Origin of the sequence: Rathayibacter tritici (genome assembly GCF_002932875.1) — a bacterium.
Lineage (GTDB): Bacteria > Actinomycetota > Actinomycetes > Actinomycetales > Microbacteriaceae > Rathayibacter > Rathayibacter tritici.
Genome location: NZ_PSWS01000053.1, coordinates 1 through 12,886, shown reverse-complemented (window position 1 = coordinate 12,886; position 12,886 = coordinate 1). Strand labels below are relative to the sequence as shown.

Below are 12,886 nucleotides of genomic sequence, written 5' to 3'. Positions count from 1 at the left end.
CCCCGATCAGCTCGTCGCGGCGTGCTCGCCGCGCTCGTAGACGTCGGCGGCCGACCCGACGATCAGGGGGTCCGGACCCCGCGGCCCGACGACCTCCTCGTCCCGTCCGTCATAGTCGTAGAGGCTCAGCACGTAGCGCATGGCCTCGAGCCGCGCGCGCTTCTTGTCGTTGCTCTTCACGATGGTCCACGGAGCATCGTCGGTGTCGGTCGCCGCCATCATCGCCTCCTTCGCCGCCGTGTAGTCGCCCCACTTGTCGAGCGAGGCGAAATCCATCGGCGAGAGCTTCCACTGCCGCACGGGGTCGATCATCCGCATCGTGAACCGCGTGCGCTGCTCCTCCGCCGACACCGAGAACCACAGCTTCACCAGATCGATGCCCTCGCCCACCAGCATCCGCTCGAACAGCGGCGTCTGACGGATGAACTCGTCGTACTGCGCGGGCGTGCAGAAGCCCATCACCCGCTCCACGCCGGCCCGGTTGTACCAGGAGCGGTCGAACAGGACGATCTCACCGGCGGCCGGCAGGTGCGAGACGTAGCGCTGGAAGTACCACTGTCCGGCTTCGCGCTCGGTCGGCTTCTCGAGCGCGACGACGCGGGCTCCGCGCGGGTTGAGGTGCTCGGTGAAGCGCTTGATCGTGCCGCCCTTGCCCGCCGCGTCGCGCCCCTCGAACACGACCACGAGCCGCCGACCGTGCTTCTTGATCCAGTTCTGCAGCTTCAGCAGCTCGATCTGGAGGAGCCGCTTGCCCGCCTCGTACTCCTCACGCGATATCCGCTCGTCGTACGGGTAGCCCTCGCGCCAGGTGTCGATCTGCGTGCCGTCCCGGCGCAGCAGCACCGGGTCGTCGTCGTCCTCGTCGAGCACGACGAGGTCCCGCGCGTCGTCGGGTGCGAGCGAGCGGAGCAGCTCGGCAGTGGGACGGAGGGCGTCGTGGGCAGTCTCGGGGGCGTCGTCGGGCACGAAGGGACCGTAGTGCGCCCGGGCGACGCGCCGGTGAACGCGCGGTGACCGGCGGCGGGCCCGCGCCTGCACAACGAAGGCTGGAAGCCAACCAGCGGCCCTCTGGCGCCCGTTCGAGCGCCCCAACCTTCGTTGTGCAGACGTCATCCCTTGAAGGCAGCGAACCAGCGCTGCGATCGACCCGCCGAACGGGGCCGTCGCCACCCGCTCGGCGCTCTCGACCTCGAGGGCGAACGTGCTCAGCCCCTGAAGACGGCCGGAGGCAGGTCGGCCTCACCGCTCTCCAGGCCGGCGACGAGACGGTCGACGACGGCCTGCGGAGCAAGCCCCGCACCGAAGCGCGGAGCGTCGCCCGCGAGCGGATGCCGGGACAGCTCCGTCTCGGTGTGCCCGGGCCGCGCGTCAAGCAGCAGCACGCCGGCCCGCTTGTACTCACGCGCCGAGGCCTTCACGAAGGCGTGCAGTGCTGCCTTCGAGGCGGAGTACGCCGCGAGACCGGCGGTCGGCGCCTCCGCCACCACTCCGCTGATGGTCAGCGCGAACGGCTCGCCCCCCTTGCCCGCCGAGGTGACGAGCGACGGCAGGGCCGCGGTCAGAACGCGGATCGGCGCGAGCGCGTTCACCTCGACCAGCTCCTCCAGCACGGCCGGATCGAGTTCGGCGGACGGACCGAACGCCACCACGCCCGCCGCCACGACCACGCCGTCCAGGCGCCCGTGCCGCTTCAGCACCTCAGCGATCAGACGGCGCGGCTCGTCCTCCCCGCGCAGGTCGGCGACGAGCGGAGCGTCGCCGAGGGCGGCCCGGGTGCGCCCCGAGCGCACTGCGACGGCTCCGCGCGCGTCCAGCGCATCCGCCAGGAGGCGGCCGAGGCCGCCCGAGGCTCCGAGAACGAGGACGACGGCACCGTCGAGACGAGTCATGTGGCGAGCCTAGACGGGTGCGTAGGCGCGGATCGGCACGACCAAGAGCACCGTCGATCGGATCGCATCACCGGCGCAGATCGCGCTCGGTGTCGTCCGCCGCGCGCTCGGGGCGATCGCTCCGGCCGTCGGCGACCACGACATCGCCGCGCACAACCCGGAGGTCGAAGGGGCAGACCCGGGAGAGCAGGTCCGCCATGACGCCCTCCACCGCCTCGCGACCGAGATTCGAGATCACCCAGACGTCCGAGTCGTCGTCGACCGAGACCCTCTTGGCCCTCGTCCTCGGGGGCAGATCGGGTTCTAAGGAGACGACTCCCGGAAGAGCGACGGCCTCCCTCCCGCATTTGCTCGCGATGATTCGCGCGACTTCCCGCAGAGCACCGATTGCCGTGTACGGCCCGGCGTCGAACTCCGTCCGAGCTGAACGGCTCAGCAGGAGATAGCTCCGATACCGTGTTTTTCCTCGCAACCGGTCGTAACGCCATTCGAGCTGCCGGCCGCGATGGCGAGCGGTCCCCGTGTTCGTGGTTTTCTCGATGTAGTCCTGCCCGAAGCGCGCGAGCAGCTCGTCGTCGAGACGCCGGACCCGAGTGACCGGACCACCCGATTCCATCAGCGCCCGCACCTGCTCGCTGTCGACGTCCTCCAAGGCCGATTCCAGCTGGTCGACCGTGTCGATCCCGCAGCATCGTGCAAGCTCGATTCCGAATTCGATCCCCTTCGCGCTGCCGTCCGTGTCGTCGGGGAACCTCGACTCCAGGAACTCGCAGAGCGCCCGGACGTCCAGAGGAGTCGACGCGGTGGTGTCCCCCGGACCGGCCTCCCGCTCGACACGGACCTGGTCGCGCCGGCTTTCCTCGTCGAACGACGGCCGCGCGAGAATCCGGTCGATCGCCACAAACGTCTCATCGAGCGCACGACGAGCGTCGGATGCCGCTCCGAAGAGCTGGTCAATCGTGACTCTGTCCTGCTCGCCGACCGCCTCGTACTGCGCGCCTTTGTATCGTCGTGCATGCTCGAATTCGGCCCACGCGTGTCCGGCCACTGTGCGGATCTGGATCTCCAGCCCTCCGAACGTCGTGAAATAGCGCTCGAGTTCTCCGCCGGAGACGACCCAGTCTGAATCATGGCCGTGGACTTCTCCCGACACGACGATGTGCAGACAGTCGTATCCGCGCAGGCGCTTCGGCTTCTCCTCTCCAGGGTTCCGGTCCTCCCCGGGCAGCACCGCGAATCGGGAGCGGATCAGCTCGCCGACCCGGTCCCGATCCGTATTCGAGTAGGTGATGATGCGGATCGCGACGATGTCGGTAATCTCTCCCATCGGATCCGCGTACTTCTTCGCCCGCTGCTTCCGCTGAAAAGACGCTATCGATTTCGCTCGCGCCGACACGGCATGCGGCTGAATACTCGACTCGGCGAGCAACCGCTGCACATAGCCCTCCACCTCCTCCGCCGCACGGGGAAGCCAATCCCAATTCGTGAAGTCCACGCTGTCGATACTGCTCATCCTGTTCCCCGTGCTGTCCGCTTATGGCCGTCCCGCCGCGCCCCACGGTACCGGTCGGCCGCTTCTGATCGCACGAGGAGGCGCTCGCTGCGACGCTCATCGATCCGCTCCGCTTTCGCGGCCGACACAGAGGTGCCCCGCCCGCGTGACACAACACCTGGTCGCACCCAACGCCCTCCGGCCGAGGACGGCGTCCCCGATCGGCGCAGGCGTCAGCCGTACTCGGGCGACATCAGTGGCTGAGGCCGCGCAACTATCGCCGCGGTGTGTCGTCACGGAAGAGATCCCCTTTGAGCGCCGCATAGACGAACTCGCTCCCCCACGCCCCCGACAGGCGTCGATCGTTCTCGATGAGGTGCGCCTCAGGTCGGAAGCCCAGCCGTCGACACAGGAGCACCGAACGCTCGTTCTCAGCATCGAGCCGGGCGAACAGCCGATGCGCGCCATACTCCGAGAACGCGAGTTCGGCGATCGCCCGCGCAGCCTCGGTGGCATATCCCCTGCCAGCGTCCTCGGGATTGAAGACCCAGCCGATCTCGAGCTGCGAGGCCCGACGATCCGACAGGGTGAGGACGACCTCCCCGATGACGCGCCGCTCCCCGTGCACCCGGACCGCGAATACCAGAGTGTCGCCGTCGGCCTCGAGCGCCGTCGTCGCGATGGCCCGCTCGATGCCCGCCGCGCAGGCGTCCCGGCTCAGCGGCTCGCGGTAGAGGTAGCGGGCGACGTCCTCACGCGACTGGTATGCGAGACGGTCATCCAGGTCGCCGTGGTCGAAGCGCGTGATGTCGAGGCGACGAGTGATGAGGATCAGCGGCACCGTTTGCTCCATGCAATGAGTCTCTCATCCACTCTGTCCCGCTCCCAGGGACGCCAACACGCTCGTTCCCCGGACTTGCTCGGGTCGCCGATCGTGACGGACGCCCATAGCTTCATCAGGTCCCCGGCTGGGCCGTTCCGTCGGCGTCGTCGGCGCCCCGCCACTCCTGCTCGCACGACCACTCCCGGCTCGCAAAACCGCGCGGAGCACAAGGCCGTCTCCGCCGCGCTGAAGCCGGTCTAGTAAGCACCGACCGCGGACGCAGCCAGGACGGCGATTGAGGCGTTCACGGCGTCGGAGTCGGGGCGCGAGAACCCGCAACGCGGCAGCGGCGTCCGAGAGCGCCTGGGAGCGGCCCACACCATTTCCTCGCGTTGCTGCCCGACGCCCACCGAGTGATCTGCACGACCAACGCGATCGAGTCGCTGAACCTTCAGCTCCGCGAAGTCACGAATAACCGCGGAAACTTCCCCAACGACGACGCCGTGATCAAGCTCCTCTGGCTCGCGATCCGCGACATCGAAGACAAACGAACCCGCGACCGAGGACGCCCCGCCGCGGAACATGGAGCCGAGGGACGCCTCGTCGAAGGACAAGTTTTCACGAACTAGAGAAAGGCCGTAGAGCAACTCTCCATCGCATTCCCCGAACGAGTCCACCACTGCCTCTGAACCCCCGACGACCACGCGCTTACACACAACTTGACAGGCTCGATGACAGGCTCGATGACAGGCTCGATGACCGGCTACGAGGCGACGTCGAGCACACTGAAGCATGATTTCCGGATCCTGCGAGAGGCGGATTTCTCGCGGGCGAACCTCCGGCTGCCGGATGACGAGGGCTGCAATCGCATCCGCATCTAATCACCGCCCGGGTGATCCCGTCAGACAAGGTTGTGAACCGCTCCGAACTCACGAGCGAGGCCGCCGAATCCCGCGAGCAGGACATGCGTCGCGCGCGGCAGATCCAGCAGCTCGGCCACCTCGAAGTCATCGAACTCCCGGACGGGCCGCAGGACACGACCTGCCAACGTGGCGCTCGCGCACTGCTCGTAGCCGTGCCAGCCGGCGCCGATGAAACTCTTGATGACCCCGACCTCGCCCTCCTCGCTGACCACCGCCGAGAGGTCGGCAGTAACGAAGAACAGCATCTCGGCGCGTGCGCGTCGATTTCCTCCGCGTAGGCTCGTCGTACCCGACAGCGGCTTCAGCACCTTGTCGACGCCAGCGATCTCAACATCACCCGACTTCCAGCGCCCGCTTCGCGTCAGATACAGAGTGCGCACGTCAAGATGAGCTTTGCCGTCGAACGGAAGACCCTGCTTCGCGTCGAAGCACGACAGGAACGGGTCCGCGTCGAAACCCACAGGGTCGCGCAGATATGTGCCGAACAGCCCCCCGCCCAAACGCCCGGACTGCCGTTCGCGGAAGAGCATGCCGAGGGAGGTGTCTGCGCTGCTGGATCCTCGCGGACTCTCATACGCCGAATGCTCGCGCATCACCGAAAAATGCACTCCCTCTGACGCCACATACTCCACGGTGAGGCGGTATCCCAGGCTGTTCGCAATGATGGTCATCACCCGCAGGACGAGCCCGATTTCGGTCCAGCAGATGATCGGGCGCAGCTCGCCGTAGAACGTGGGCAGATACTCGGGGATGATCTCGAGCCGGAACATCGACCGGTCTACCGGCCCGATCTCCGCCGGAGCCTCGGTCCAACTGCGCCAGACCCAACGCCATGGATCGAAGGACGTGCGCTCTTGCACGTCGACCAGACGTACCGGGATCTTCGCCCGAACCGAGGGATAAGGCGGATGCAGTGCGTAGGTGCTGGACGGCTCGATTCTGATGACGGCGAGGGCGCACGCCAGCAGATCGGCAATCCCCACATTCGGAGGCCCCTCCGTCACTGAATCCGTCTGCACCGATACTTGATCGAACAACACGTACGCGGAAGCGACGTCAGCACGACGAACGATCGCCCCGCTCGCGCGACCCGACTCGTCATCGAGATCGTTCCCGCGGTAGTCCGCCCTCAGCCGCTTGCCCGGACCGACTTGCCATAACGTAAAATAGTCGAATGCCTCAGTCATCACTGCGAATCCACTTCGAAGTCGGGTTTTACGGAAAAGGATGGGGCAGGAGGTCGTCTGTGGAAGCCAACAGGTCGCTTCTACCCAACCGTTCGAGGACACGCAGTTCCGCCACGCGCTGGTGAGCGAAGCCGAAGGACACGCCGAGCGCGCCCGGGACGATGCACTTCACGCAGCTGACTCCCAGGGCGCCGATCGTCACGTTGGTCTGATCGACGAAGACCGGCGCGCCCAGATCATGGGAGGGGAACTCCGATATTAAGTAGCTGAGCGCCGACAACGCATCCAGACGGCTCCCCGCCCCACGACGACCACGAAGCTTCTCGACCTCGCCCTCGGACAGAAGACTGCCACGGCACTTCGCGCGGATGAAGGGAGCTCGCTCCGGCAGAGCCCAGAAAGCGATGTGGTCCTCCGCCTCCATAACATCCCACTTGGAGATCAATCTGGCGCGCGCCTCGCTCTCCGAGAGAGTGCGTTCTCCGCCGACCATGTTCGTCATTTCCCAGAGGGCTGTCTCGCACACCGCGTCGAAGTCCAGACCGCTCGCTGCGCTCAGAATCACCGCAGGATACTCACCACGAGCGTTGAACGAAACGCAGGCCACCGAGATGATCGGATACGGGCTCGACAACAAGAGGAGAGACACCTCGTGCCCGCGGTTCGAGATCCACTGCTCCACCTCGCGAGCGAACCCCGACAGGACCTCACTCGGAATACGGGGCAACAGGACGCTGGAGTACCAGAAGCTCATGAACGCATGCCGTTCCACCACCTCCAGCAATGCGTGCGTACAGGCCTCGCCGTATGTCGCACCCGTCGCACTCCCACTCGACGACTCCTCGTAACGTCGAAGAGGAGTGCGCTCCGCATCGAACACAGAAGCCATGTCGGCGATACCGTACTCAGGGAAGTAGCTGTAGAAGCCTACTTCCGCCGGGACCCAGACACGAGCGCCGTCCATCCCCCATCCCGCTACCCACTCCTCGGGAGCATCCGCACTGATCCGACTCGACGAATGCGTGTACTGGTCCTCGTGATAGCCCCCGAGATCAGCAGGACCGAGGCACCGCTCGTCACCGTCGATCTGACGCACCACCGCGTTGTCATGGTACGGGAGGCTCGACATTCTCTCCAGAGCCTCCAGGACCCCCACGAAATCCGCATCCAGCGACGTCCTCTTGCGGCCCCAGCCTGCGTTCTTCACCGGAGGAACAACGGAACCCGACAACACTCCTGGCGAGATCGATTCAAATCTCCGTGGTCCGACGACCGGCCCGAAAAGAGAATCGCAGGACATGGCGATCATGTCTCGTCTGCTCTGCGCCGACGCGAAGCGCCCTCCGCGCAATCCGGGCACCAGCAGATCCGCATCGCCTCCGGCCGCTCGTGGCCCTTCGACGCCCACACAAGTAGCGACGTGGCCGCCCAGGCGACAGAGCGGAGAGATCGTCAGATTCCCCACGCCCACGCACTCGCCCGACAGTGTCCCGACGACAGCCCGACCACCGGATCGGTCCCCGCCAGACCGGAAGACGACGTCGACGAGAAGGTCGCGCGCCTCACGGATGTCGAGACCGTGCGATGCTCCGATGCGAGCGCCCGCAGCGGCGCGAGAGACGGCAAGGCCCGCATGCGAGTCGAAGTTCGTGAGCTGGTACTCGAGGCAGCCCAGACAGGGCATGTCGGACGCCCCCGCTACGTAAACCGGTCCGACGAGGACATCGCCACCGCGCGTGTAGATGGGAACCACGGCTGGCGCTCGGAGAGCAGCGAGTGATGCCCTCTGATGCAGATCGCGGTAAGACACCCCCTCGACGATCGCCACTGCCGTCTCCGCGCTCAACGCGCACCGACCCTGTACGAGACCCCCATGACGCACTGCCCCGCATCGACGAACCGATTCGACACCTCCACCACATCACCGACAAGAGGTTTCCGGCTGAGACCCGCGACGAGTTCGCCGAGGGCGCGATTATCCAGACGCTCGAGGAAGGACGTATCGATCTCCTCGACCCGGTAGACGTCGCCACCTCTGTTCAGCTGAGTCACCGCCTTGAGCCGCACCAGGGAGTGGACGATGGCCAGTTGTGGATCCGCCTCGTACGTGGTGAAAGTACGTCCACCCGTCAGAACACAGGCAACGTGTACAGCTGTACCCGACACCTTCCCGAGATGCACGGAGAACTCGAGAAACTGCTCCAACTCACGGACCAGCGTGGCGGACACGGGAGAGAAGTCCAATTCGCTCTCGCTCAACGCCACAAGGGAATGCTCCTCCACCGCGGACAGCCGCAGAGCGGCATCGACGAAACGTCTGTCGACCGACGTTCCTGCCACGCCGACGCCCCGACCCGAGCCACGAGAGCCCACAGAACTCGCGTAGTCGCGGCACGCGGCAAGAACTGCGCACTTGGAGGCATCCGTTAGGCTCTTGGGGCTCCAGGCGAGAATACGACTCCGCGCGGTCGACCGGGTCTCTGCGGCCTGGAAGTACGTGGGCAGCTGGTCAACCTCGTCGAGGTCGACCAGCATGATCGTCATTCCGACGCTGGTGAACGGCTTCAGCCATTCCCGCGAAAGGCGAGACTCCTCGGATTCCGAGGACGTGCCCTTCGGCTTGCCCGTGCGGGCGAACTCTTGACGCCCATCACGACGCCGAAGAAAAGGAGGTTCGAACCGCAACTCGAATATCTCGAAACCCGCGTCGAGCACCGACTGACGAACGTGACTCGACACGGTCATGCCCGGTAAGCTTCTGCGTAGCGGTAGTTCATAAAGATGCGCCTCCGGCCCACCCTCCACAGGTTCACCCACACATCGACTGAGTACCGCCAACTCGCCGACAGCCGATGAGCTTCGATCCGTACTGAACAAGAACGCGCCGGTCGCACCGGACACGACGTACGAGACGATGCGCGTGGAACGAAGGACGAGGCAGAGCGCGTGCCCCAGTCCGCCCGACGAATCGACTGCCTCGCGAATCCGGGTGACATGATCGTCACGCGAGGCACGGACTCGCATGCGCACGAATTCGCTCTCGACCGCCTCAACCAGGTCCCTGGAACCCGAGATCACTGGTCTCTCATCGGACACGAATCGGGACAACAGGTACTCAGGACGGTCGACGAGATCTTCGATTTCAGCCATCAGCCCGGGCACAGAGCGGATGAGCTCGGAGAGCCCTTCTCGAAGGTCACGGTCCGGGAAGGTTCGCTGACGGACGAGACCTGCAGCGAGGAGCCGGTCCATCAGACCAGATAAGGCCCCTGCGGATATCTGGGGAAAACGACTGGCCAGCTCGCTGACGGGAAGGCCCTCGCGCAGCTCCTCCTCACGATCAGATAAGTACTCGAAGAGCGGCCTTCCACCCGGAATGACCACCGCCTTCTCAGAGGAACCGAAATAGACCCCCTTCTCCGGTAGAAAAGCCATCGTCGCACCCGGCCGCATCACATACTCCACGATTGCTCCTACACCTTCGCATTCAACATGATTTCCATCGCGCGCTCGCCGTCGACCGGAACCGGAAACGCCTCCTGAAGGAGTCCGTATCGTTCGAGTTCACCCAGGCGACGCCCGAGCGTCACCATCGAGGCGACACTGCTCGCGTCGAAGTACACCGGCTTGGCGCGCTTCGCTCCCCGGCCGCCGTCCCGATGCTTGAAGAACCCCTGAAAGGGGAGCCCTTCATCGACCCAGAAATCGAACATCTCCACAAAAGAGCGGGTCATCGCGTTGCCGAGTTTGACGCTCAGTTCGGGGACGCTCCAGCTTCGACGGTGGAAGATGATGCCGTTCATCCGCAACCTGCCGCATCCTGGTGCGCTTTCCCCATAAGCATCCAGCAGCAACCGCGAAGCGCCCAGCCGGCCACCAGCACGGTGCCAGTGAAGGAGGCCCGTGAAGGGCCCCAAGAGCCATGGCGCCCCAGCGCCGAGGTAGTCGGGAACATCCCTGTCCGAGAAGGCGCTGTTGAATCGCAGGAGCCCCCCCGACGCGGGATCCAAGTGCACGCTGATGCCCCGCCAGTCCTCCCATCGCGCCGATCGGGGAGAGATCAGCGGGGAATTCGAGATCGAGACCCCGTGCAACGAGGTATCCTGCACCGATTCCATCTTACGCGACGCGGCTTCTTTGCGGAGATAGTCCCAGAGGTCCGACCCCGAGCGACCGGCGTCCGGGCTCGGCAGGTACCGGGCCCAAAGGGCACCCCCTCCCCCGAGCGCGTCATTGACGACCCAGTCACCGCCTTGGCCCTGCGCGAAGACGGAGTAGGCACGAGGCGATCTCGACGTGCCGCTCTCGATCAGAGAGTCGTTCAACGCTGCCAGCTGATCCGAACGGATGTCGAAGTCCAGCGTCTTGTTCTCCCACATGGCGTCGACTGCGTCCGTCACCTCAGCTCGCGCCCGAACGAGCTGTGCGAATCGACGCAGGCCCAACTGCTCCGCGACATCGAGCGACGGTCGCTGGAGGAAATGCTCATACGAGGCGCGCGTCTCCCTGTTGAGCGCCACCCCGCAATCGATGAGATTCTGCGTCGAGTTCCCGAAGCGCCGGTGGAACACGTCCGTCGAGATGAGCGCGAGGTCGAGGTTGGTGTCGAATGCAGCAAGCAGCCGGAGACCCGGCGCGATCGCCCGCCGAAGAGGCTCTACCGACCCGAATGCAGCGACGCCGCCGAGGTCCTCGTAGAGCACCGGCTCGGTGACCACCCCCTCGCGAGCGAGCCGACGACGCAGGTCGGACTTGATGCCCTCGACGCGCACACGTCGTCTGTGAGGCTCCGATGTCGCGAGGTCCTCGATAGACGTGTCGAGCGCCGACACCGGAAAGGTGTCGAGACGGTTCTCTCCGAAGATCGTCGGTCCGGGAAGCGACGTGACCAGAAGACGCTCTCGGATCATTGATTCGACAAAGGCCGTGGATGCCTCCGAATTTCCGTCGTAGAACCTCGCAGCGAGTTCGTCGGCCAGCTCGGTGCGGGTCAGGCTCACATTCTGGACGAGCTGGACGACGTGGTCCAGCAGGGGTGTGACCCGGACTGGCACCCGCTCCGCCGCCCCGGCGACGCTCCGCACGAAGACGACTCTCTCCGCGGCCAGCCGCAGAGACGGGTTCAGAGTCAGCGCGCTAGATACGTCACCACCCGATGACGCGTCGATGGATCGAGCGGACAGATCGGCATAGACGCGTGCGCTCACCACCAACGGAGTGGACGTGATCAAAGACGAGGGACTACAAAGCGATCCGACCGGGCCGTCCTCAGCGGCCAGACCGCGCTCAGAAGCCAGACCGATGGTGACAGCCGTCAGTCGCCCCAGCGGGCTGGTTCGGTACATGGCTCGATACGCGAGATCAAGGAAATGCCGTTCATCCTTGGGGATCACGGCGCAACCGGCTCTCGGGTCCTCCTCGAGAAGACGGGAAATGCCGTCATACAGGTCGGGAGATCTCAAAGACACGTGCAACTGCACGCAGTCAAGCCGCAGGACATCTCGCAGAGCACTCCTCTCCCGACGAAGCTCATCCGCCTCGGATCGCGCGAGATCGTCCCCGAGATCCTGCAGCGCCTCGACTACCCCATCCCATGCCGCGAAAACGGACCCACGCTCAGTGGTCCGATACTGGTGATAGGCGTTCAACGCCGCCATCCGGGATCGTCGAACCTTCCGTGCGATGTTTAGTAGCTCCCGCGACCGCCCACCCTTCGTGGACTCCGCGTCCGCACCGATCATTTCCTCTAGCAAACACGCGGTGTCGACTCGCAGGCGGCGGAATCTCGACCAACTCGCTTCACGTCGCCTCAGCTTGGCTTTCCATTCGGGGCTTGCGAGCGAGCGCTGTGGGACGGGGTTCCATCGAAGCACCACAATACGTTCGAATTCCTCTATCATTGACCCTCCACGATGGGCGAACAGCTCAACGAATCATGCAGGCGGCGCCGACTTGTCGTCGATGAGTGAAGCCAGCCTCCAACCGTCTTCATGCGCTGCAAACAGGGTCGTCTCGAGTATGGCTATCCTCTCGACAAGACTTACCCCACAGAGCCAGAACACATAGTTGTAGACAAGATCACTGAGTTTTCTGTAAGCCTGAAACCAGGGCGTCGTGCCAATATTGAGGAAGGAACGACCTTGAATGCATGAAAGCGAGAGATCATTTCCGGAATGAATATTCCATCCGGAACGTCCCATGCCCCAGGATCTCCAAGCATCTGTCCTAAAATGAAGGCCAATCGGGAATGGATGAGCTGCCTTTGGTACTTTTCATCCCAGGCAGCTGTCGCGAGCAACTCGCGCTGCCCACGCACCTGTGATCGAATACTGTCGCGGCCATCCTCAGTGACGAGCTCCATCAGTGCTTCACGACTCGAATACTGCGAAACGTAACCGTAGGAGCTGCCTCGAGGATGTGTGTCCGCAAGTGCTCGCAACACTGTCACCAAGAAAGGCATCAGACGCTTATGGGGCTCATCGTAATTGAGGGTGTAGTCGGGGTCTGAAGCCGCCAGTTTCGAGCAGGCTGCGGGCGATGTAGTTGGTGAGGTTGCGGAAGCCGAGGGCGGA

10 protein-coding genes and 1 pseudogene are annotated in these 12,886 nt (G+C 64.7%); 2 read left to right on the top strand and 9 right to left on the bottom strand.

Annotated elements, in window-relative coordinates:
* Nucleotides 1-6: 6 nt before the first annotated feature.
* The 4 genes from ppk2 to C5D07_RS08575 form a co-directional block, all read right to left on the bottom strand.
* Nucleotides 7-912, bottom strand: coding sequence for a polyphosphate kinase 2 (gene ppk2, locus C5D07_RS08590; RefSeq protein WP_373408351.1), 906 nt, complete (start codon nucleotides 910-912; stop codon nucleotides 7-9).
* 293 nt (nucleotides 913-1,205) lie between these two features.
* Entirely contained in the window at nucleotides 1,206-1,889 is a 684-nt protein-coding gene (locus C5D07_RS08585) for an SDR family NAD(P)-dependent oxidoreductase (RefSeq protein ID WP_068254190.1), read from the bottom strand.
* A gap of 67 nt (nucleotides 1,890-1,956) precedes the next feature.
* Nucleotides 1,957-3,402, bottom strand: a complete 1,446-nt coding sequence (locus tag C5D07_RS08580; RefSeq protein WP_104259146.1) for a GTP pyrophosphokinase — start codon at nucleotides 3,400-3,402, stop codon at nucleotides 1,957-1,959.
* 253 nt (nucleotides 3,403-3,655) lie between these two features.
* The gene (locus C5D07_RS08575; protein ID WP_104259145.1) at nucleotides 3,656-4,234 is read right to left on the bottom strand and encodes a GNAT family N-acetyltransferase; all 579 of its coding nucleotides are present in this window, start codon (nucleotides 4,232-4,234) and stop codon (nucleotides 3,656-3,658) included.
* A gap of 234 nt (nucleotides 4,235-4,468) precedes the next feature.
* Here C5D07_RS08575 and C5D07_RS08570 point away from each other — a divergent pair.
* Nucleotides 4,469-4,833, top strand: a pseudogene (locus tag C5D07_RS08570) (transposase); the annotation flags it as partial.
* A 102-nt stretch (nucleotides 4,834-4,935) separates the two neighbouring features.
* A complete protein-coding gene (locus C5D07_RS15765; protein ID WP_170063532.1) occupies nucleotides 4,936-5,085 on the top strand; it encodes a hypothetical protein in 150 nt (49 codons plus the stop codon).
* Nucleotides 5,086-5,105: 20 nt separating this feature from the next.
* Here the strand turns inward: C5D07_RS15765 and C5D07_RS08565 are convergent, their stop codons facing one another.
* The 5 genes from C5D07_RS08565 to C5D07_RS15350 form a co-directional block, all read right to left on the bottom strand.
* The gene (locus C5D07_RS08565; protein WP_146076664.1) at nucleotides 5,106-6,314 is read right to left on the bottom strand and encodes a hypothetical protein; all 1,209 of its coding nucleotides are present in this window, start codon (nucleotides 6,312-6,314) and stop codon (nucleotides 5,106-5,108) included.
* A gap of 28 nt (nucleotides 6,315-6,342) precedes the next feature.
* On the bottom strand, nucleotides 6,343-8,067 hold the full coding sequence (locus C5D07_RS08560; RefSeq protein ID WP_146076665.1) for a YcaO-like family protein: 1,725 nt from the start codon (nucleotides 8,065-8,067) through the stop codon (nucleotides 6,343-6,345).
* Between the two features lie 89 nt (nucleotides 8,068-8,156).
* Nucleotides 8,157-9,779: a helix-turn-helix domain-containing protein gene (locus tag C5D07_RS15355; protein WP_104308597.1), complete on the bottom strand. Its 1,623-nt coding sequence runs from the start codon at nucleotides 9,777-9,779 to the stop codon at nucleotides 8,157-8,159.
* 8 nt (nucleotides 9,780-9,787) lie between these two features.
* Complete coding sequence (locus C5D07_RS08545) at nucleotides 9,788-11,971, bottom strand: lantibiotic dehydratase family protein (RefSeq protein ID WP_104259140.1); 2,184 nt, start codon at nucleotides 11,969-11,971, stop codon at nucleotides 9,788-9,790.
* A gap of 276 nt (nucleotides 11,972-12,247) precedes the next feature.
* Complete coding sequence (locus tag C5D07_RS15350) at nucleotides 12,248-12,514, bottom strand: hypothetical protein (protein WP_146079791.1); 267 nt, start codon at nucleotides 12,512-12,514, stop codon at nucleotides 12,248-12,250.
* Nucleotides 12,515-12,886: the final 372 nt, after the last annotated feature.